Source organism: Bacillus sp. J33 (assembly GCF_000518885.1).
Lineage (GTDB): Bacteria > Bacillota > Bacilli > Bacillales > Cytobacillaceae > Cytobacillus.
The window spans coordinates 1-20921 of record NZ_JAEL01000007.1; the positions used below are offsets into that span (position 1 = coordinate 1).

20 protein-coding genes and 3 pseudogenes are annotated in these 20921 nt (G+C 41.0%); 3 read left to right on the plus strand and 20 right to left on the minus strand.

The features are described from left to right. From L634_RS34135 to bioD, 16 genes and pseudogenes are all read right to left on the minus strand, one after another. Window positions 1–220, minus strand: a pseudogene (locus L634_RS34135) (IS21 family transposase); the annotation flags it as partial. A 317-nt stretch (window positions 221–537) separates the two neighbouring features. After that, window positions 538–936: a VOC family protein gene (locus L634_RS0102985; protein ID WP_026581166.1), complete on the minus strand. Its 399-nt coding sequence runs from the start codon at window positions 934–936 to the stop codon at window positions 538–540. Window positions 937–1008: 72 nt separating this feature from the next. Further along, window positions 1009–1923 (minus strand): annotated as a pseudogene (locus L634_RS30490) (IS1595 family transposase). A 110-nt stretch (window positions 1924–2033) separates the two neighbouring features. Further along, window positions 2034–2678 (minus strand): NAD(P)H-dependent oxidoreductase, encoded by a 645-nt coding sequence (locus L634_RS0103000; protein ID WP_198029683.1) that lies wholly within the window; start codon window positions 2676–2678, stop codon window positions 2034–2036. Between the two features lie 244 nt (window positions 2679–2922). After that, complete coding sequence (locus tag L634_RS0103005; protein WP_026581168.1) at window positions 2923–3438, minus strand: GNAT family N-acetyltransferase; 516 nt, start codon at window positions 3436–3438, stop codon at window positions 2923–2925. Between the two features lie 18 nt (window positions 3439–3456). Then, entirely contained in the window at window positions 3457–3909 is a 453-nt protein-coding gene (locus L634_RS0103010) for a GNAT family N-acetyltransferase (RefSeq protein ID WP_026581169.1), read from the minus strand. Between the two features lie 614 nt (window positions 3910–4523). Further along, window positions 4524–5555, minus strand: a complete 1032-nt coding sequence (locus L634_RS0103015; RefSeq protein WP_026581170.1) for an STAS domain-containing protein — start codon at window positions 5553–5555, stop codon at window positions 4524–4526. 163 nt (window positions 5556–5718) lie between these two features. Further along, a pseudogene (locus L634_RS34140) lies at window positions 5719–5817 on the minus strand (haloacid dehalogenase type II); the annotation flags it as partial. A gap of 156 nt (window positions 5818–5973) precedes the next feature. Beyond that, window positions 5974–7398 (minus strand): sensor histidine kinase, encoded by a 1425-nt coding sequence (locus L634_RS0103025; RefSeq protein ID WP_026581171.1) that lies wholly within the window; start codon window positions 7396–7398, stop codon window positions 5974–5976. After that, window positions 7382–8068, minus strand: a complete 687-nt coding sequence (locus L634_RS0103030; protein ID WP_026581172.1) for a response regulator transcription factor — start codon at window positions 8066–8068, stop codon at window positions 7382–7384. The genes L634_RS0103025 and L634_RS0103030 overlap by 17 nt, the downstream gene beginning before the upstream one ends. 71 nt (window positions 8069–8139) lie before the next feature. After that, complete coding sequence (locus L634_RS0103035; protein ID WP_026581173.1) at window positions 8140–9177, minus strand: hypothetical protein; 1038 nt, start codon at window positions 9175–9177, stop codon at window positions 8140–8142. 126 nt (window positions 9178–9303) lie between these two features. Beyond that, a complete protein-coding gene (locus tag L634_RS0103040; RefSeq protein WP_026581174.1) occupies window positions 9304–10674 on the minus strand; it encodes an MATE family efflux transporter in 1371 nt (456 codons plus the stop codon). Window positions 10675–10952: 278 nt separating this feature from the next. After that, window positions 10953–11315: an ArsR/SmtB family transcription factor gene (locus tag L634_RS0103045; RefSeq protein ID WP_026581175.1), complete on the minus strand. Its 363-nt coding sequence runs from the start codon at window positions 11313–11315 to the stop codon at window positions 10953–10955. Next, window positions 11315–11731 (minus strand): SRPBCC family protein, encoded by a 417-nt coding sequence (locus tag L634_RS0103050; protein WP_026581176.1) that lies wholly within the window; start codon window positions 11729–11731, stop codon window positions 11315–11317. Before L634_RS0103050 ends, L634_RS0103045 begins: the two co-directional genes overlap by 1 nt. Window positions 11732–11840: 109 nt before the next feature. Continuing rightward, on the minus strand, window positions 11841–13199 hold the full coding sequence (gene bioA, locus L634_RS0103055) for an adenosylmethionine--8-amino-7-oxononanoate transaminase (protein WP_026581177.1): 1359 nt from the start codon (window positions 13197–13199) through the stop codon (window positions 11841–11843). Next, entirely contained in the window at window positions 13192–13974 is a 783-nt protein-coding gene (bioD, locus tag L634_RS30495; protein ID WP_232233691.1) for a dethiobiotin synthase, read from the minus strand. Before bioD ends, bioA begins: the two co-directional genes overlap by 8 nt. A 49-nt stretch (window positions 13975–14023) precedes the next feature. On the opposite strand from bioD, the gene L634_RS0103065 reads away from it, so the two are divergent. The 3 genes from L634_RS0103065 to L634_RS0103075 all read left to right on the plus strand — a co-directional run bounded on the left by L634_RS0103065 (window position 14024) and on the right by L634_RS0103075 (window position 16187). Beyond that, window positions 14024–14605 carry a biotin transporter BioY gene (locus tag L634_RS0103065; RefSeq protein ID WP_026581178.1) on the plus strand — a complete coding sequence of 194 codons (582 nt, stop codon included), beginning with the start codon at window positions 14024–14026 and terminating at the stop codon, window positions 14603–14605. An 80-nt stretch (window positions 14606–14685) separates the two neighbouring features. Next, the gene (locus tag L634_RS0103070) at window positions 14686–15483 is read left to right on the plus strand and encodes a DUF169 domain-containing protein (RefSeq protein ID WP_026581179.1); all 798 of its coding nucleotides are present in this window, start codon (window positions 14686–14688) and stop codon (window positions 15481–15483) included. Between the two features lie 101 nt (window positions 15484–15584). Beyond that, window positions 15585–16187, plus strand: a complete 603-nt coding sequence (locus tag L634_RS0103075) for a class I SAM-dependent methyltransferase (protein WP_026581180.1) — start codon at window positions 15585–15587, stop codon at window positions 16185–16187. Window positions 16188–16378: 191 nt separating this feature from the next. Here L634_RS0103075 and L634_RS0103080 read toward each other — a convergent pair whose 3' ends face one another. From L634_RS0103080 to L634_RS0103095, 4 genes are all read right to left on the minus strand, one after another. Next, window positions 16379–17551 (minus strand): phenylacetate--CoA ligase family protein, encoded by a 1173-nt coding sequence (locus L634_RS0103080; RefSeq protein ID WP_026581181.1) that lies wholly within the window; start codon window positions 17549–17551, stop codon window positions 16379–16381. Next, the gene (locus L634_RS0103085; protein WP_026581182.1) at window positions 17551–18339 is read right to left on the minus strand and encodes an ABC transporter ATP-binding protein; all 789 of its coding nucleotides are present in this window, start codon (window positions 18337–18339) and stop codon (window positions 17551–17553) included. The genes L634_RS0103080 and L634_RS0103085 overlap by 1 nt, the downstream gene beginning before the upstream one ends. A gap of 244 nt (window positions 18340–18583) precedes the next feature. Continuing rightward, window positions 18584–19762: an ABC transporter substrate-binding protein gene (locus L634_RS0103090; RefSeq protein WP_026581183.1), complete on the minus strand. Its 1179-nt coding sequence runs from the start codon at window positions 19760–19762 to the stop codon at window positions 18584–18586. A 95-nt stretch (window positions 19763–19857) separates the two neighbouring features. Beyond that, complete coding sequence (locus L634_RS0103095) at window positions 19858–20919, minus strand: branched-chain amino acid ABC transporter permease (RefSeq protein WP_026581184.1); 1062 nt, start codon at window positions 20917–20919, stop codon at window positions 19858–19860. Window positions 20920–20921: the final 2 nt, after the last annotated feature.

Consider the following 20921-nt stretch of genomic DNA (forward strand, 5'->3'; position numbering starts at 1 on the left):
TTTCGTAGTGTTCATCTATTTTAGATGACCGATTCCTTGTATTCTTCGGCATATAACCCTGTAGATATTTATCAACTGTCCTCCGATCCACACCCATATTCCGGGCCAATTTACTCTTATTGATTTTCATCTTTAAACTCTCCATTAATATTTTAAATTTAGGTAAGTCTGCTAAACTCTTAATTTCAATATCTGTATTAACATTGATTTGAATATGCATAATATTCTTTCACCTCAAAAATATTATGCATTAACTCATCAAAGCTGTACATCGTTAAACGATCATTTCTGTACATCCTTAAGTTAGCATTTATATCCGCGGAAAGCATCATTGAATACATATGGAATGAAGAAAATGCGAATACCATTTTCAGGTGGCCGTTTTCCTCCGTTAAATTCTACTCAGCTGGTTCGCCTTCAAAAAACAACAAATTTTATGAATTGAATCTAGATAAAACGCTGTTTTCGTAAACTTTGTTGTTTTTTCACATAAAATAAAGGAACTTCCCTGGGAGTTCCCTTTCTTACAAGCCTTTTTTAAACTTCTATTGTTCCAATGATAGTTTTAATACGTTCTTGCTCTTCGCCCTTATCCAAGTATTCAAAAAATCCAAGTCGATTTCCCCAAGGGTCTGCGAAAGTTCCCCATTTCACTGGTACTTCAGGTCTTGAATGTATTTCAAAACTATCAATCTTTAACTCTTCTATAAGTCTGTCTCTTTCAGCTTCAATATTAGTAACTCCTAAACGTAATGGTCCGTTACCCTCGGTAAGAGTTCCTTCTGCGACCTGCAACCAACAGCCAGGAATGAGTTCCCACTCTGCAAATCCCTCGTGTGGAGTAAAATCAGGCTTCTTATTTAGCAGTCTTTCATACCACTTTTGCCCTTCTTTAATATTGAAAACTCTAACCTGAGTAGTCATTTCAAAAATCATTTATATCCCCCCTGAATATGTATTATCAAATATAACAATACCATAATTTAGAAATTTATTATTTAAGAGTTTTCAAGCAGCTCTTAACATCTGAACTGTTGCTGGTTTGATTTTTGGCAGGCAGAAATAAGCATTTGCTCAACTTGTTTTTCAAATGCAAAATGCTTATCAATTTCTAACCAACTAAACCAATATCTTTAGTTATCAAGGTATTTTGTAGCTACGCCTTGGAAACGTCTAATCCACGTTTTCAATCGGCTATGAAAGTTATTAACATGCTGAATATGAAAAATTCCTTTCTTCACACGTTGCTTTTGACGTTCATTGATTGTTTCGTGTTGTAAGCCTTTAATTTTGGCAAACTTCTTGTAGTTCGTTGCTGTATCAGTGCATAGTAAAGCAGTTGGATGAATACTTTCCAATCGCTGCATCAATCTCTTCAGCTTTGACACGTCTTTTGTAGCACGTTTCTTAGCTTTACGGTGTGTAACTTCTCACCCTTTCATTGACTCACGAAAGAAAGTCTCGTCACTTTCCACAATACCTTGTAGTTGTTCAAAATCTATTGAACGAAGTGCAGTTAAGATTTTATGTCTCCAATAGAAAGCTGTTGAAATGTGTATTTTTAGGCGTTTAGCAATTTTAGGTAGAGTATAGCCTTCAACCCATCATTTCAATATACTTTTCCCATTTTTTAGGGTAGCGTGAGCCTGAAAACGGAGTGTTGGTCATATCGTTAAAGGTCTTATTGCAATCTTTACACAGATAGCGTTGACGCGTCTTGTACTTTCCGTTGCGTTTCACTGATGTACTTCCACAATGAACACAAGCCATGCCGCTTTTAAAACGAGTTTCACGAATAGTTTTGAGAAGTTTGGTAATCTTATCAGGCTAATCTGGAAACAAGTCATTTTTAAGAGCTATAAAAAGCTCTAATTGTTCTTCTTTTGAAAGTACATTTACGTTTTCATACACATCTAACCACATACCGGACGCCTCCTAGACCACGATTATATCAACCTTAAACAGGGGGACAAGAAAGCAACAATCTATACGAAAACAGCGAAATAAAAAGGAAAAGAGCAGAAACTCTTTTCCTAGTCAATCCATTTTACAACATCATCAAATGGCCTGCGGGTTTTTTCTCTCGGCTCTTTCAGGCGGTAACCAAAAGCAGCCATAACAGATAAGCCAAAACTGCCGTTCTCGAGCAAACCTTCCCTTTCCAAAAGCTGATTCATTTTCGGGATATCAAACCCTTCAATTGGACATGAGTCTATTCCAATTTGTGCTGCAGCTGTCATCATATTGCCAAGTGCTATGTAACTTTGCCTGCAAGCCCAATCAAAAAGCGCCCGCTCACCCTCTAAAAGGTTAAAATCAGATTTCTGGAATTCTTCAATCCGCTGTAAGTATTTTTCCAAAAATTCATCAGGCATACCCAATTTATTTTTAAAATGATCCTGCAAATATTCGGAATCATACCTGGTATCTTTTTTGGTCCTTGCCAGAATTAAAACAAAATGGCTGGCCTCTGGGAGTTTTCCAAATGCTCCCCAGGCTGTATTCTTGATTTTCTCACGCAGCTCTTCATTCTGGACAACTACAAATCGCCAAGGTTCAAAACCAAATGAGCTCGGCGATAAACGCCCCGTTTCAAGAATAAAACGAAAATCTTCTTCCGGAATCTTTTTATTCGGATCAAACTCCTTTGTCGCATGCCTGAAATGATAAGCACTCATAATTTCTTCCTTTAAAGCTTCCTTATCGCGCAAACTGCAACACTCCTTTTTAAAGATGTTCCTCTATAAACTAACACACAGCTAGTAAGTATTCATGTCATAAGCATTTAGTTTACCCAATTTTTTAGAAATCATCACATAGATGTGATGATTAGCATGAAGAGCATTAACCTTTTATAGGAGGGATCATTTTTACCATAATGTAAATCAAAGTGTTTTATCCCAAGATGATAATTATAAAATGCTATCTTTTTAGGATCTTTCTGTATTTGCTATGCCCGTCTGTTATCCCAAAATGTTCAAAACCGTTTATTATATAAAATTCATTCAGTTTTTGATTATTTCCAACACAATCCAGCTTTAAGTATTTTTTATCCGTCGTTATATGATTCTCAATCCACTTGAGAATCCCTGCGCCCAGGCCATTCTTCATAAAATCGGGTTTGACTGCCAGCCTGTGCAGATAAAGCGAATCATGCTGAGCGTCGTTCCCAAAAATATGCCGATCCCAATCATTTTGCTCAGAAGAAAGTGCAAAGGTAGCTGCTGGCTTATCCCCTTTTATTACAATATAGGTTGTTCCTCTGCAGACTGCCTGTTTAATCTCTTCATCATCTCCGCCTTGCAAAAGATATTGCCACTGATCAATACCTTGTGACTGAATCCATAGCGCTGCTTCTTTCAGTATGTTTATAATTTGTTCACTTTCGTCTTCACGTGCAATTCTAATCTGATAATCTTCTAGTGTAATAGACGGCATTACTAAAGCCTCCTTTATCTATAAATCCATCGAGAGCCTGATCATATCTTTGCATTGGATACCATTCTCAAAAATGTCCCTTTCATAATGGCGCACAAAATAGTCGCGATCGACTCCTGTGATTCTAAATCCGCACTTTTGGTAAAGTGCCAGCTGGCCAATGCTGGAATTGCCGGTTCCAATTTCGATTGTCCGATAACCGTGCAGGCGGGCCATTTGAATGGAATGCTCAATTAATTTCCTGCCAATCCCCCTCCCCTGGCAGCTATCAGCAACGGCTATATTTACAATCTCACATGTGCACGGCCTGGTGGACAGCAGCACACAGACAGCCATTATTTGGCCGTCTTCCTCGCAAATATAAGTTTCCCCCCTAACTAAATATTCCTCTATTAATTCAATGGAAGGGTCCGCCAATAAAAGCAGCTCTTTTGGGGAAAACTCCTTTTTGCCCAGTTTCCTAATCTTCATTTTAAACTCCTTTTTTATCCAGACTATCAAATTACTCATTTAGATCCGTTCTGTCTGTTCCTTTGGATCTACCAAGGAATGCCCTGTATCATTAATTGAAGAAGGGTGGTGTTTTTTTAAAACTTCTCTCCTCGGCTTTACCTTTATCACTTCTCAAAAAATCAATATAGGTCCTTGAAAAATATATTTAAGTCCTTCCTGCAATAAACTCCGGCTTTTATAGAGCAATGCATTCAATCTCTGTCCCTATTTCATATTCGGTAAACGTCATTTCATTGATCAATACAGCTCTTTTATCTAATCCAATTTATGTAATTCTATATATTTGTCCCTTCTCCTGCTATAAAGATGTCTTAGCTGAAATAAATATTTAAATTTCCCGGATTCATTGCCCGACATGTCGTCTTTGATTGATTGGACAGATTTTATAAAATGGGAGGACAGGGAATATATTCGACCATACAGGCCTTCTATCAGACGAAAAACTTCTCGTAGAAAAAGCAAGTGAAAGTAAAATACCATGTGTCTGACAATGTGACGAACCTTCTTGATTGGATTTATAATTTCTCAACATTTAAAAAACAGCATTGGCCTGCAATGCTGTTTTTTCAGTCCTATTTCTTTCTCGCAATCTCAAGCCCCAGTCTGTCCAAAGCATAAGAGATTCCTTGCTGAAGGATAGAAAAGCACGGGATTTGTGTTTCTGTATTTCCGCTTTCGATTATTTGTAAACTTAATTTTGGCGATATGCCGACAAATATGCAATCAGTGCCAAGCAGTGAAGCTGCTTTAACAAACTTTTGCAGGAAGTCGAGCGTATATTGATCGACACCTTTTAAGGCCGTTAAATCAAGGATTAAATATTCAGCCTTATATTTCGGCAAATTCAGCAGTGTTCTATTTAAGAGCTCCTCTGCCCGAAGTTCTTCATACTTCCCAACCAGAGGAATGACCAGAATAGAATCGATTACCGGTATGATCGGTGAAGAAATCTCTTTAATAATTTCGGACAAAACTCTTGTCTGATCAGAGATTTTTTGTTCCAATTCCTTTTGAGCAGTCTGTGACTGCTCCTGGATCATTGCATTTACATTGAGTGAAGGGGTTATTTCAGATTCAAAAAACTCGTATTCTGAATACTCATCTCCTTGGACCTGGCTTTTCACGACTTTATACCATACATTTGTTTCAAATAAGCCGCTCAATACACCAGCCCAATGCCCTGGAAGAAAAGTTCCTTCCGTCTCTTTCTGTTGTGCTACATTGATTTTATATTCCCAGCCATTTTTGACGCGCACCACTGCTTTCTTTTCCTCCAGGCAAAAGGAAACAATGTCTGTTTTTCCCCAGCCGGCTGTTAAGTAAATAGTAGGAAGGTGGTTAAGGATAGTTTCTTTATCTTTATTTGATTCGATATAAAATTTGCTGACTATATTGCCTGTACGGTAGCCGGCAGTCTCAAGTACCAGCTTGGCCGATTTTTCGCCAGAGATTTCCTCTATTGCATCGAGTAATGTTTTAAAGGCCGTATTCACCCAAAAAAGCACTACTTCGTCATTTTCAAAATTAAAGGTACCCTCTTCCAGATTCCAATCGAATAAAGAGCCACTGACATCTATTTTATATATGGAAGATTTAGAATCCATCGAATGTCCTCCTTGTGTTATGAATCTATTTATACAGTCATCTGTTTAAGAACACTATCATTCTACCCTCTAGATTATTTCACAGTCAAAAATAGAAATGCAGGCTGGAAAAATTTAATAAAGTTTGAAAAAAGCATAAACCGAAAGAAAAGGGCCCTTTTTTCTTTCCCCTCTCCGGAAAAAAATGTTCACACTTCTCCACAACAGAGTGTACGTCGAATAGTGTCCCATATGCATCAAACAGTATTGCTTTTACGTTCATTTAATCCCACCTTAAAGTTGCCCTTAAAGTCTATATACTACAGACCAGCTATTTTCACCTTCATAGACTCACCTTTTATTGTAAAAAGCTATGGAGCTTCATCGGAATTCACCAATGCACAAAAAGGATAGCTTCAGCAAAGTTACCTTGCCTTAGCTATCCTTTTTCTTCCCAAACGATTAAAAATGCACTTCCACTCTTTGAACTTTCTTTTAATGTTAAGTTGGCATTTAGCGCTTTTGCCAGCAGTTTGCTGAACGGCAGACCCAGGCCAAGCCCTCTGACTTTCAGCTTCTTTTGTTCCCCCCGGTAAAAACGCTCAAAAATAAAGGGCTGCTCCTCAACAGGTATTCCCGAACCATTATCCTTCACTTCAATGCAGTTTTCATCTAAAGTAACCATAATGTTTCCATCTGCATCAATAGCCTGATAAGCATTATTCAGCAAATTGATAAGCACCTGCTGCAGACGGTAAGGATCTGTTGTCCGATAAATAGCAGTATCAGGAACCTTAATACTATATTGAAATTCCCCTTTTTGTGTTAATGCCCATTGGCGGACAACTTCCTGAACCAGCTTATTCATATCACAGTTTTCAGGCCTAATGGAAAAAGCGCCTGCTGATAGGGAGTTAAAATCAAGTAAATCTTCTATCATCTTCTGCAGGCGATTGACTTCTTTCAACGTAATATCAAGGAATTCCTGCTTTTCTGAACCTGTAACAACATCATCCCGAACAGCCTGGACAAGGCCGCTTATCGAAGTAACCGGTGTTTTCAAATCATGCGTGACACCTGCCAGCAATTCTGCCCGCAGTTTTTCCAGATGCTTGAGCCGGTCTGCCATTTCCTTAAATGATGTAATTAAATCATGGATTTCCACCTCATTGGCAGAGGCTTTTAAATCGACTTCATATTCCCCTTCGCTGACCTTGGAAGCTGCAAAAGCCACTTCCTGAATTGGTCTTGAGATTTTACGGGAAAGGAAATAAATCACGCTCCAGCCGAGCAGTCCAAGTCCGATAAGCATAATAAATAACAGCCGGTATTCCTGATTTACATTCGTCAAATCATCAGCGTTCTGTACGACAACAACCCAGCCTACCTGGCTTTCATCGAACGCTATTGGCGCCTTAACAGCATATAAAGCCTGGCCATCCTGCATTTCAAGTTTTTTTACATTTTCTTCGTTATTCACCAATTCTGGCGGCAATGTCCCGAGCCCGGGCCCAACCTGGCTATTTCTCTGCATGCGGCCAGTTTTTTTATAAAGAACCTGGCCCTTTACATCACTGATAAAAACCTGAGGCTCAAATTTAAATTCCAGCAATTTTGCCCTTTCTTCCAGCATCCGGTTAAAAAATGGGTCAAATTCGATATTGCCGTCCTGCTTTACAACCCGATCCGCTGTTTCAACCGCTAAGTACTGCATTAGATTCAGTCTGTTATCAAGAGTTGTTTGCCTGATCCACCACATGGATCCTGCAGCTAAGATAATAAGTCCTGCTACAAGGGTAAATAAATAACGGGTCGTCCAGTAGCGCAGCAGAGTGGTCCGTTGTTTTTTATTGTTTATAAACATGGAATTGGTACCCCGTTCCTCTCTGCGTCCTTATTTCACCTTCAGATTCAGGCCACCCGGATAATGCCTGACGGATTCTTTTAATAGCCAAATCAACTGCACGATCGCTCCCATCATAATCCATTCCCCATACATGCTCAATCAGCTGCTCCCTTGTAAAGGTTCTGTTTGGCCTCTCTGCTAAAAATAACAGCAAGGATAAGTCCCGCGGCGTCATTGTAACTTCTATTCCATTCAAGAAAATAGTATGCGACTCAAAATGAATGGCTAAACTGCCAAATTGTTTAATATGTTCATCCTGGTAAACATTAGGAGAGCGCCTTAAAACAGCATTCACACGGGCCACTACCTCATCACCGGCAAAAGGCTTGGAAATATAATCATCTGCTCCAGTATTTAAACCTTTAACCTTGTAATCAATATCACCCAGCGCCGTTAGCATTATGACCGGACAAGCACTTTTTTCACGGATTTTTTCGAGCACACTCCAGCCATCCATGCCAGGCATCATGATATCCAAAAGCACTAAATGAGGAGATTCTTTGAAAAATAATTCAAGCGCATCGTCCCCATTATAAGCTGCAATTACTTCAAAACCCTCACGCTGCAAATAGGCACTTAAAACCTTGGAAATTGCCAATTCATCCTCTGCAACAAGAATCTTTTTCATATTACTGTCCTCCAATATCCTTACTATACAGAAAAACCCCCGGCTTTGTATACGGGGATTCAGTTAACCTATTATAATGTGCCTGCAGAAGTTTGCTCTGCTTCATTTTGACCGTCCATAAATCCTTTCTGTCCCATACCGCCTTCGTGGAACTTACCGCCACGGCCTTTTCCCGGACCATTAAAACCCGTGACATGACCTCCTTTCATGCCAACACCAACTCCTTGACTGCCTTCTTCAAGGACATCCTGCAATTTATCACTATCTTTATCCTCAATTTCTGTGATTAAATCAGCTGCAGTTTTGTCTTTAGTGGAAATTCCGAGCTCGTTGGCAAGGTTAGCTATTTTTTTCTCCTTGACTTCCTGCGCTATTTGCTGAAGGTATTTGCCGTCGATCGTAATTCCCAGTTCTTTTGCTTCTTTCTTCACCGTTTCAGATGCAACCTCCCTGGCGACTTCGCGGATATCCCTTCCTTCTATGGCTATGCCAAGCTTTTCAGCCTGCTTTTTTACTGAAGCTGTAAAAATCTCCTGGGATAATGTCTGCAAATCCTTGCCTTCAGTTGAAATTCCAAGGTCATTGGCCTGTTTATTAAGAGAAGCCGCCTGTATTTCCTCCAAGAGGGTTTCAGCATCTTTTCCTTCAGCTGATACTCCAAGCTCTTTCGCCTGTTCTGTAAGTTTTGTCAGGGGTATTTCTTCACGAAGAGCTTGTACATCTTTTCCGCTTGTTTTGATGCCCAATGCTTCAGCTTCCTCTTTTACTTTTGCAAGCAAAACTTCTTCCATTAATTCAGCTGTTTCTTTTCCATCTGTTTTAATGCCTAACTCCTTAGCTTCCTTTTTAGTTTCTGCAGCCCGTATTTCCTTTATCAATTCTTGCGCATCTTTCCCTTTTGTCTCAATGCCAAACTCTTTCGCCCTTTCCAGAATGGTTTCCGAATCTGGAATAAAGCCACGATGTCCGATTTCCTTGCCATTAAAGATCCAGCTGAGCGGCTTATCTGTTTCAGCCGTTGTTGCTCCATCTGCTGCGAATGCGGCTGTTGCATAACCTCCTGCAAGCATAGCTCCTGCAATGGCTAAACCGGCTACTGTCTTTTTCATACATATACCCCCAAGATTTTTTTAGGCCAAACCTAGCTTAACCTTGCTTTAACTATATCGGCCTAATATGTCAGGAAGATGTCAAAGAGCCTATAAACGCCTTGCCTATCTCGGCCAGACGATTTTTTATCCTGCTTCTTTAATTTTCTGGACTTTATACTTTCGCTTCTGGATGTAGATCAGCCTCATCGACAGGCAAATACCTGCAGCCAGCAGTCCGATTGTCAGGCCAATCCAATAGCCTGTTGCTCCCATGCTTGTATAATGGGCAAGGAGATAGCCAACCGGAAGACAGATCAGCCAATAGGCAATAAGCGTCACGATGAATGATATATTAACGTCCTTATACCCTCTTAAAGCTGCTTGTGCCGTAGCCTGAATAGCATCCGAAATCTGAAAAAATAGAGCATAAATTAGAAAATGGGCAGTCAGAGCTATAACTGCACTCTCATTTGAGTAAAGAGCAGCAACCTCATATCGGAAGAGAACGACCAGCAAACCGGTAAACAAGGCAATGAGCATAGCCAAGTAGATACCTAGCCAGCTATATGCCTTTGCATCCTTATATCTTCCTGCCCCAACTTCAAAACCTACTAAAACAGTCTGTGCCATCGAAATGCTAATTGGGATCATATAAAGGAAGGAAACAATATTTAATGCCGATTGGTAAGCAGCAATTGTTGTCACGCTGAACTTGCTGATTAAAATGGTCACAACTGCAAACATGCTTGTTTCGAAAAAGATTGATAGTCCCATTGGCACGCCAATTTTTAAAATCTCCTTGCATCGCTCCCATGAAAAATCATTTATATTGCTAAAAATATGATAAACAGAAAATGGCTCTTTCGTTTTGATAATAAAGGCAGTGACTGCAAGGATGAACCAATATGTAAACGAAGTGGCATAGCCTCCGCCGGCTCCACCCAATTCCGGAAAGCCCCAATGGCCGAAAATAAGGACATAATTCAAAAAGAAATTAATCGGCAGGGAACAAAATAAAATAATCATAACAACACGGGTCTTCCCTAGTGCATATATAAAAGACCTTAATACATTAAAAACGAATAATGGGATAATTCCAAAGCTAAGACCTGCCAAATAGCTCCGGGCTGTTCCTTCAACACCTGCTGGCAAATTCATGCTGTCCAATACAGGATTCAGCAAAAAAGAACCAGACACAATGACAATAATGGCAATAATAAAACCTAAGTACACTCCATTTTTTACAATTGAGGTAACTTCTTTATTCCTTTTCTCGCCAAACCTCTGTGCAGCAATCGGGGATACAGCCATCAAAATCCCGCTAAGGCCTGTAAATACAGGGTTCCAGATTGAAGATCCAATCGCCACCCCCGCCAGGTCGGAAGCATTATACCTTCCAGACATGATCGTATTAAAAAAGACCATTGCAAACATGCCAAGCTGCGTTATTAAAATGGGAATCAGCATAATTGAAATTTGCTTGATCTTTTCCTGCATAGTAAATGTCTGATACATCTTTAGGACTCCCTTAGTAAGGATAAACACAGATTCCATTATATTATAACTTTTAGGGGAAAGACCTAAATTATAGATTTTTTTATGTTGTACAGTAAAACAAAAGTTGATGATATATTGGAATTGTTGCTGATATATTCGGTTAGTTGCTGATATATTGAGCAAGTTGATGAAAAAAATTGCAAAGTTGATGATATCCCAGGAAGTCCCCCCTTCCGGAAACAAATAATCCGCAAAAACAAGAAAAAGAGCCTTCCCAAAAGCCCTTTTTCTTAAATTTATTCATTTTTTTGATCGTTTTCAACGATTTTCAGCCCATCATCGCCATCTTCAACAATGTGTTTTAGCTTAAGGAGCTTATTATTCCAGAATTGCTCGTAAAACGACAGCCATTCCTTCAGTTCTGTCAGCGGTTCTGGCTGCAAATGATATATTTTTTCTCTCCCAACCTTCATTCCCGTTACCAATTCGGCTTCAGCAAGGATGTGAAGGTGCTTGGAAATAGCTGTCCGGCTCATTGGAAAATGCGCGCTTATCTCGGAAATAGGACGTTCCTTTTCAGCCAGCAGTCTAAGAACCTCTCTTCTAGTTGGATCAGCAATCGCCTGAAACACATCATGTTTCCTGGCTGATGAGCTCATTAATCTTCTACAACCTTGCCAAGCTTCTCGAGAATTCCAGTCCATCCATGAGACATTCTTTCACGGATAACCGCACTTTCCTCGTTTGCTTTCGGAAGAACTTTATCAGGCTGTTGCCATCCGCCATGGATCAGCGTAAATTCTGTTTTGCCGCCCATGTCCTTTAACATGAACGATACGAACCAGCCCTCAGTATCCCATGTGAAAGAAAGCTTATTAGGCTCATCCAATTCAGTTACCTTACACGGAGATGGTCCAAATGGGGATTGCAAATGAAACTCATATCCCAGTTCCGGCTTAAAATCATTTGGCATAAACCAAGCCTCGATCCCCTCTGAAGTAGAGACTGTCTTCCAAACTTTTTCAATTGGTGCATTAAGTATTACAGTTTGTTTAATATCCTGCAGTGTATCCATTGATCATTCTCCTTTAATCAAAAATATAACCATTTGGTTTCACTTCTGATTATATAAAACCATTTGGTTTCATGTCAACCAATGAAGAAAGCCTGAACATGGTTCAGGCTTAAACGGCCGCCTTTTCTTTTTCAGTTACCTCTTTTATTGAATCCCTGATAATATGCACCATTTTCCTAATTTGTTCCTCTGAACTTGCAAGCGGAGGCATAAAGACCACTATATCGCCAAGCGGTCTTGTCAGCATACCTCTTTTTCTCATTTCCAATGTTGATAGATAGCCAATTCGGTCTTTCCAAGGAAACGCTTCTCCTGTATTTTTGTCTTGGACTAGTTCTATCCCGCACATTAATCCTGCTTGCCGGATGTCTCCTACATGCTTCAAGCTCTTTATTGCTGCTAATTCAGATTTCATGAACGCTGCTTTTTTTGCTGCTTGCTCCACAATTTTTTCCTCTTCGAAAATCTTTAAATTTGCCAATGCAACTGCACAGCCAAGCTGGTTGCCTGTGTAGGAGTGTCCATGGAAGAATGTCTTCATTTCTTCATATTCCCCATAAAAGGCTTCATAAATTTCTTCTGTTGTCAGCGTTGCGGCAATGGGAAGATAGCCTCCTGTTATTCCTTTCGCAGCAGTCATAATATCCGGCCGGACGTTTTCATGCTCGACTGCAAACATCTTTCCTGTACGGCCAAAGCCTGTGGCGACCTCATCTGCAATTAACAGAATATTAAATTCCCGGCAAAGCTCCTCTACCCCTTTGAGATAGCCATCAGGCATGACATTCATGCCTCCAGCCCCCTGCATAAGCGGTTCTACTGTAATAGCTGCAATTTCCTCATGACGGTTTTGAAATATGGCTCTCAGCTCTGTGAGTGCTTGGTCTCTCACTTCTGCTTCTCCGGTAAATGGACTGCGATATTGAAGCGGGAAAGGGGCTTTTATCGTTTCAAACATTAATGACCCATAAACGCGGTGAAATAGATCCACACTGCCTACACTAATCGCCCCAATTGTATCCCCATGATAATTGTTGGAAAGGGTTACGAACTTCTTTTTCTTTTCTTGCCCTTTGTTTTGCCAATATTGGTAGGCCATCTTAAGCGCAATTTCAACTGATGCTGCACCTGAATCAGAAAAGAATACCCGCTGTATCCCCTCTGGCGTTATTTCAATAAGTTTCTCGGCAAGTTGAATTGCCGGGACATTGGCTGCTCCTAAAAGTGTAGAATGTGCAATTAAATGAAGCTGCTCTCTTATTGCCTCATCCAATTCCGCTTTCCGATGGCCATGCACATTTAGCCAAAGAGAGGAGTAGCCATCCAAATATTCCTTTCCATTAATATCCTTTAAAATTATGCCATCTCCGCTTTCAATAATTAAAGGATCACGTTCATAGTCTGTCATTTGTGTAAATGGAAGCCATAAATGCTTTTTGCTGCTTTCTAAAAGAGTATTATTATTCACCAAACCTAATCTCCCCCAAATTATCAAACTTTGAAAAGATCTCTTCCAGAAGTACCGAATTGTTAATTACTGCTGATATATTCTCCATATAAGGAATTTTGCTGATTACAGGGACCATTGTAAATTGCTCAATCATTCTTTGATTGTCCTCCTCAACCGCCGGATCTTCAGCATGCATTTGATTCATAATGATGCCGGCAACTTTTATGCCTTCTTGTTTTAGCCTTGCAACAGTAAGAACGGTATGATTAATAGTCCCAACACCTGTCCTTGCTACTACAACAGCGGGAGCAGCTAAATCTTTTATTAAATCAAGCATGCAATAGCCCTCATCGGTTAAAGGGACCATTATGCCTCCTGCCCCTTCGATCAGAACAAAATCATTTTTAGCATACAGCTGTTCATAATGTTTAATGATTTTCTGCGGATCAATGCTTATTCCTTCCTCCCTTGCCGCCAAATGAGGCGAACATGGCTTCTTTAATAGATATGTATAAGATTCTTTCTCTGTTAAATCAGGGTTTGCCAGCTTATATAACTCGACATCAGGTGCTGCTGGTACTCCTTGAATTATTTCAGCACCGCTTTGGACAGGTTTATACGCTGCAGTCCTTACTCCTTTTTGTTTTAAGTAAGCCGCAATGATAGTAGCAGCAGCAGTCTTGCCAACATCAGTATCTGTACCGGTAATAAATAGACTTTTAATATAAATACCTCCTTTTCTTATGTAAACTTTATTTACAAAGAGGTTAACATATGAGAATATATTAATCAATTAAATGTTAACTAAAAATATTTTTCGTTAACAAAAAGAGGAGGTTCCTATGAAGGAATTAAGGACACAGTATTTGGTACATTGCGGCTTATTCGCGGCACTAATGGGAATTGGAGCAAACCTTTCACCATTTTTAATGATAGGGAGTGTACCGATTACTTTACAGCTGCTCTTCGCAATCCTAGCTGGCGGAATATTAGGAAGCAGAATAGGCTCATTGGCAATGCTTGTTTATATGCTTGTTGGCCTGATAGGCGCACCTGTTTTTGCGCAATTCAAAGGTGGTCCTGCCCAGCTTTTAAGTCCAACCTTTGGCTTTGTTCTGTCTTTTATTTTCGTCGCATACGCAACAGGAAAATTACTGGCTCATCCTGGCGGTCCAACACGCATGCGATACATATTTGCAGGATTTTTAAGTATTTCTGGCAACTATATAATAGGGACCAACTGGATGTACCTTTCTCTTAAATTATGGGCAGAAGCTCCGGATGGCTTCAGCTACAGTATGGCTTGGGGCTGGATGATGGCCTATTTGCCGCTTGATCTGGCAGTAACAGGTTTTGCTCTAGTGCTACTGCCAAAATTGCAAAGAGCATTGAAAAGGTCTTACAATCTCAGAGCGGATGTTTGATAGATTTTACACCTAAACATGAAGGTTAAACCATATAATTTACAGAATATTATATTTAGTAGATTTAAGGAGGTTTAACAATGCAGCAAACAATCCATGCACAAAAGCTTTCTGAGCTGGAAACTGCCATTCATACATACGTGCGTCCCGACACATTTCCGCTTGCTATTAGGATTATGAAAAAGGAGGAAGTCCTGCCTGAACGGGTAAAGCGTCCTGCCAAGGATTTTGGCAAAACGTTCAGCATCTGCCAGGCTGTAACCATGGCAAGGAGATACGGCTGGGCCCTTGCCATGGGTGGAGAGGACTTATCCTGTCCGATTGCCAAAATTGCTTTTGGTTTTGAAGAGGAGCTTGACTATTATACAAAAGGAAGCTTGACAGATGGCATGTACACAAAAACCTGCGACCTAGGTGCATTATCGGAAGCGGCTGTTCCAAAGTTTACAAAAGAGGAAGCTGGGACAGTGCTAGTGGCTCCATTGGGAAGGGCTGCTTTTGAGCCGGAAGTGATCACTGTTTATGGGAATTCTGCACAGGTAATGAAAATGGTTGCAGGCGCCCTCTACCATACAGGAGGAGAAATCACTTCCACCTTCACTGCACGTGCTGATTGTGCCGATATTGTCATTAAGACGATTAAAACAGAAAAACCGCAAGTCATCCTGCCGTGTTACGGAGACCGGGTTTTTGGACAGACGCATGATCACGAAATGGCATTCACAATTCCCTTTTCCATGGCAGATGAGTTTATTGATGGGTTAAAACAAACCCACAAAGGCGGTGTCCGCTACCCTGTTCCAACCTACCTTCAGTATGAAGCAAAATATCCTGACACATATGAAAAATTGAACGACATGTTCGACAACAAAGTGTAATTCTCTTTAGCCGGCACTTCATAATAGGAGTCCCGGCTTGTTTCATGTTTTAATAAAAGTAAAATAAAAAGAAACCTAACAAGAAAAGAGATGAAATCTAATTGAGAAATTTCTTTCCATCTATATATGACCTGGCGATGAAACCACTGGAAAAACGAAATTTCCAGAAAATAAGAAAAGAGGTTCTGTCTAAGGCTGCCGGACGTGTACTGGAGATCGGATCAGGCACCGGCATCAACTTTCCCATATATAAAAACGCAGCACATGTTGATGCCATCGAACCAAGCAAAGGTATGATCGAACAGTCACAAACACGAAAAACAGCTGCCAGGGTTCCAATCCGAGTCCACCAGCAATCAGCTGAAAACCTCGAATTCCCGGACAACACATTCGATACAGTTGTTGCTACATTGGTATTCTGTACCATTCCCACCCCAGTAAAAGCGCTTGAGGAAATCATTAGAGTGAGCAAGCCCCAAGCAAAAATACTATTCTTTGAACATGTTAAAATGGAGCAGCCAGCACTTGCATTTGCACAGGAAGCCTTAAATCCGATTTGGAAACGAATTTGCGATGGCTGCCATTTAAACCGGGAAACATTAAAAATCATCCAGGAATCTGGCTTGAAGGTTACAAAGGTAGCCTCACATTACAAAGGATTATTTATAGTGGTGGAAAGTGAGAATAATAAAGTGAGTCGTTGATTTATTTTGCGGCCATATTCTTTAACGTATACCAATTTCGTCGTTAATTTTGTCATTAGCTCCCGTTCTCCTTTTCCCCATCCTTTTTTCGCCGTTAAACTGCGTTATTAACTACCATTTTCCTCTTCCACACCCTTTATTCGTCGTTACCCCCATTCCATAAAAAAGAAGGCTCTAGCAGCCCTCTTAGATTACACCTTCTTTAATTCGTAGATCCGTTTATCCAACAGCTTTTTATCATTTTGCTTAATAGTGCCGGCTGCGGCTTTCTCCAGAATCGGCTTTACCCTGATTACACCCTGAATTTTTGCTGAAAGCTCCGATTCTATTTCACCATCAGCTTCTACTAAAATCCTAAATTCATCCTGTCCGGTTTCATTTGTAACAATAGCTTGAAAAACTGAATATCCTGCTTCCTCCAATACCTGCGCTAACTGTTTTTCCCGGACAAACATCCCTTTCACTTTCACTCCGTCGCTTACACGCCCAAGCACTCCGGCTATTCGCTTGCCTTCATAGCCTTCAACCCAGCGAGAAAGATCGCCCGTGCCAAATCGTATTAGGGGATAGCTTTTGTCAAATAGTGTAACAACCACCTCACCCTCTCCGCCTGAAACTTCCTTTCCCGTATGAGGATCACAAATTTGCACAATAGCAGAGCCGGTTACTTTTAGCCCTGGACCTTGCTTATCTTCAAATGCCAGACAGCCGCAATCCGCCGTACCATATCCTTCATATACAGTAATCCCGTTATCTTCGCATCTTTTCCGCATCTGCACTGTCAGCATTTCGGCTGTGAAGAATACTTTTTCCGTCACTATTTCTTTACCAATCTTCCACCCTTTCTCTTCAATAGCATCAAGCAAAAGATTGAAGAAACTAGGCGTGCCGACATATCCGGTTACCTTGACATCCTTCATAATCTGGATTTGAAGCTCCCGGTTGCCTGTTCCAGCAGGGACCACAGTTGCACCTAGTTCGCGAAGAGCCGAATCAAACATAAAGCCTGCTGGCGACAAGTGGTAAGAGAAAGTATTCTGGACAATGTCCCCTTTGCTAAAGCCAGCCTCTTTTAGCGCTTCGGAAAAACGCCAAAAATCCTGATCATGCGTTTGCGGATCGTAGATAGGTCCCGGGGACATAAAGATTCGGGCCATTTCATTCGGCTCCATTGCTGCCAGAGCTCCGAAAGGCAGGCTGGATGACTGAAGTTCTGGCAAACGGTCTTTTTTGAGCACCGGAATTTTTTCAAGGTCCCTCATGGATATTATTTCACTGGGGGAAATACCGGCAGAATCAAGCTGACTTCTGAATCCATCGGCATTCGTGTATGCATGCTGAATCACTTCCTGCAGCTTTTCCACTACAGCCACCTCTTTCTTCTTTTATAGGATTTAATATCTTTATAGCTTTTCCGGCCCTTATCCCCCATTCCAAGGTAAAATTCACGCACATCCTGATTGGAAAGCAATCGATCCACCGTTCCGTCCATCACAATCCGCCCATTTTCCATGATATAGCCATAGTCAGCAATCGATAATGCGACATTTGCGTTCTGTTCCACTACCAGGATCGTAGTTCCCTCTTCTTCATTGATTTTTTTGATGATTCCAAAAATCTCTTTTACAAGCAGGGGGGCTAGACCCAGTGACGGTTCATCCAGAAGAAGGACTTTTGGCTTCGCCATGATTCCTCTCCCGATTGCTAGCATTTGCTGCTCTCCTCCTGACAAATATCCTGCCTGGCGATGTTTTAGCATTTCAAGCTTAGGAAAATAATGATAGACCTTTTGAATATCACTCTTAATATTTTTCCGATCCTTCCTTGTATGCGCTCCAGCTATCAAGTTATCTTCCACAGAGAGGTGCTTAAAAACACGCCTTCCTTCCATGCATTGAAAAATGCCTTTCTTGACAATTGTTTCAGCATCGCTAACATCAATTCGCTCTCCATACAGTTCAATATATCCATCCGTCACTTCGCCGTTTTCACTTTTTAACAATCCGGATATGGCTTTCAGCGTAGTTGTTTTTCCAGCTCCATTACTCCCTAGCAGTGCCACAATTTTACCCTTGGGAACAACCATCGACATCCCCTTTAATACAAGGATGACCTTATCGTACATCACTTCGACATTATTAATTGTCAGCATGTGTTTGTCCTCCTAACTTCCTTAAGCGAGCTTTATCTTTAAAATGCAATGTTCTGAGTTTTTTTCCAATTTTCGACTTTTATTCGCTGAATCTGATACTTTGTTCGCTAGTTTCAATACTTTATTCGCTAAATCCAGCAATTTGTTCGCTAAATTCTCCTATTTATTCGCTAAGCTGCAACCACAAGCCCCAACCTTATAAAATTTAACAGGAGGCGGGTGTTAACCTCGCCCCCAGTATGAATTAGTAGCCGATATAATCTGTAAACACTTCAAACTTGCCGTTTTTTACTTCAGCCAAGCGAATTTGGTTTGTACCTGCATGGTTGTCAGGTGAGAACGATACAGGTGCAGCCAGTCCACCAAGGTCAAGGTTAGAAATTTTCTCAAGTCCGGCACGGATGCCTTCGCCTGTTGTCGGGTCCTCAGCAAGCTTTATGCCTTCAACCATAATCTTGGCAGATACCCAGCCTTGAATAAACTTCTGGTTCTTTTCTTCCAGCTTTTCACCCTTGCTCTCTACAAACTCCTTAACCTCTTCCATTCCTGGAAGGTCTTCGTATGGGAATGCGTGTGTTACCACACCAATAAAGCCTTCAGCTGCATCGCCGGCAATTGGCAGCAACCCTTCGCCTGTTGCCCAGTTTAAGCCGATAAATTGGGTATCAAGACCAAGCTTTTTGGCATCTTTCAAAATGGTGGCAGTTGCTCCCCAAGTCTGGTTAATAATCGCATAGTCAGGGTTCTTCTTTTCCATATTTAAAAGCTGAGAAGTCGCATCAAGCGTCTGGAGGTCAACAATTTGCTCATCAACTATTTCTATGCCGTTTTCCTTGGCAAAAGTCTTCGCATCTTCAATTGGAGATTTTCCAAACGCAGTATCGTTGTAGATGAGAGCAACAGTAGGGTCTCCGTCCTTATGGTTATCCTTTATCCACTTTAACACTGATCTTGCCTGGTCTGAATAAGACGCAGCTGCCAGGAAGTTATATGGGCTTTCATCAATATTTTTCAGGTTCTCTGAGTAAGAGGCTGAAATAAATGGAAGCTTGTCAGCAGCCACTTGCTGGCGAAGGGCTTCCGTATCGCCCGTACCCCATCCCAAAATGGCCGCTACTTTATCTTTGGATTTTAATTTTTGATAAAGCTTCTGTGCTTCAGGAATTTTGTAAGCATAATCATCACCTATTAATTCCAGCTTATTGTCATTGATTTCCTCACCTGCAATAGATTCAAAAAATGCTTTCTCCCCTTCTGCATATGGTGTACCTACATCACCTGTTCCGCCTGTCAGGTCAAAAATACCTCCGACTTTAACTGTACCTTTCTTGTCAGACGCTGCTTGCTCGCCGCCTCCGGAACAGCCAGCCAGCATTCCAGTCATTAGTGCTGCTGCCAATAAACCTGCCCAAAACTTTCTCATTGTTCTCCCCCTCTTTTTTATTTAAAAATTGAAAGTATACATTCTTTGTGATAGTGCACTTTCAAAATTTTCAGAAATTATTGCCCGGGAATTAATTAATACGAAAACGGCCAAAGCTTAAAATAGTCTTTGATATTCTTCCAAATTTTCGCCAGGCCTTGTGGTTCATAAATCAAGAAAAGGATAATCACCAGGCCGAATACTACTTCCTTCATTCCTATTAACACAGCCGAAAGATCCGGAAAAACCCCACTTAGCATCTCCACTCCGGATCTAAGCACAACAGGCAGCAATGTAATAAATACTGCACCATAAATTGAACCAAATACACTGCCCAACCCGCCGACCAGTATGATGGCTAAATATTCAATCGATACTGTAATACTGTATAGCTCAGGGCTAACTACCATCGTATAATGGCCCAGCAGGGCACCAGCAATTCCTACAAAAAAAGAACTTACAATAAATGCCAATACCTTGTATTTAAATAAATCAATCCCCATGACTTCTGCCGCTACATCACGGTCACGTACGGCAATAAATGCCCGGCCGACCCGTGATCGGAAGAGATTCAGAGTAAAGATTGTAGTAATAATAAGGACAATAAACATCAGGTAATAATAGCTCCGCTCACTGTAAAAAACGAAGCTGCCCAGTTCAGGCCTGGATAAAACCATCCCTGCAGTTCCGCCAGTAAGCGAATCCCAGCGAGAGATCACAAACAAAATGATGACCTGAGCTGCCAAAGTAGCAATTGCTAAATATAAACCTTTCAGCCTGAGTGATGGCAGTCCAAACAATCCTCCTACAATCGCAGTGACGATACCGGCTGTCGGCATCGCGATCCAGAAACTAAGTCCAAGCTTTGCTGTCAAAATGGCAGAGGTATAGCCGCCTACTCCGAGGAAAGCACCTACCCCAATGGAAATCTGGCCTGTAAAGCCGGTTAGGATGTTTAAACCAATCGCCCCAATCGCTGCGATTCCGCAAAGTGTTGCCAGACCAATGATATAGTCGGATGCAAGCATTGGGAATACCGCGAAAACAGCCAGCAGAATGAAAATGCGCATCCTTACTCTGGAAATCTTCCAGATGGCCAAATCTTGTTTATAATTCACATGAAATTCTCCACAATCCATTACAAAAGGATTTCTCATCG

Coding starts and splice junctions, on each gene's coding strand:
- L634_RS0103085 (WP_026581182.1), bottom strand. CDS start 18,339: ATGCTGACAATTAATAATGTCGAAGTGATGTACGATAAGGTCATCCTT.
- L634_RS0103090 (WP_026581183.1), bottom strand. CDS start 19,762: ATGAGAAAGTTTTGGGCAGGTTTATTGGCAGCAGCACTAATGACTGGA.
- L634_RS0103015 (WP_026581170.1), bottom strand. CDS start 5,555: ATGGATTCTAAATCTTCCATATATAAAATAGATGTCAGTGGCTCTTTA.
- L634_RS0103005 (WP_026581168.1), bottom strand. CDS start 3,438: ATGCCGTCTATTACACTAGAAGATTATCAGATTAGAATTGCACGTGAA.
- L634_RS0103035 (WP_026581173.1), bottom strand. CDS start 9,177: ATGAAAAAGACAGTAGCCGGTTTAGCCATTGCAGGAGCTATGCTTGCA.
- L634_RS0103025 (WP_026581171.1), bottom strand. CDS start 7,398: ATGTTTATAAACAATAAAAAACAACGGACCACTCTGCTGCGCTACTGG.
- L634_RS0103045 (WP_026581175.1), bottom strand. CDS start 11,315: ATGAGCTCATCAGCCAGGAAACATGATGTGTTTCAGGCGATTGCTGAT.
- L634_RS0103040 (WP_026581174.1), bottom strand. CDS start 10,674: ATGTATCAGACATTTACTATGCAGGAAAAGATCAAGCAAATTTCAATT.
- L634_RS0103065 (WP_026581178.1), top strand. CDS start 14,024: ATGAAGGAATTAAGGACACAGTATTTGGTACATTGCGGCTTATTCGCG.
- L634_RS0103000 (WP_198029683.1), bottom strand. CDS start 2,678: ATGAGTGCTTATCATTTCAGGCATGCGACAAAGGAGTTTGATCCGAAT.
- L634_RS0103030 (WP_026581172.1), bottom strand. CDS start 8,068: ATGAAAAAGATTCTTGTTGCAGAGGATGAATTGGCAATTTCCAAGGTT.
- L634_RS0103050 (WP_026581176.1), bottom strand. CDS start 11,731: ATGGATACACTGCAGGATATTAAACAAACTGTAATACTTAATGCACCA.
- L634_RS0103095 (WP_026581184.1), bottom strand. CDS start 20,919: ATGAGAAATCCTTTTGTAATGGATTGTGGAGAATTTCATGTGAATTAT.
- L634_RS0103010 (WP_026581169.1), bottom strand. CDS start 3,909: ATGAAGATTAGGAAACTGGGCAAAAAGGAGTTTTCCCCAAAAGAGCTG.
- L634_RS0102985 (WP_026581166.1), bottom strand. CDS start 936: ATGATTTTTGAAATGACTACTCAGGTTAGAGTTTTCAATATTAAAGAA.
- L634_RS0103070 (WP_026581179.1), top strand. CDS start 14,686: ATGCAGCAAACAATCCATGCACAAAAGCTTTCTGAGCTGGAAACTGCC.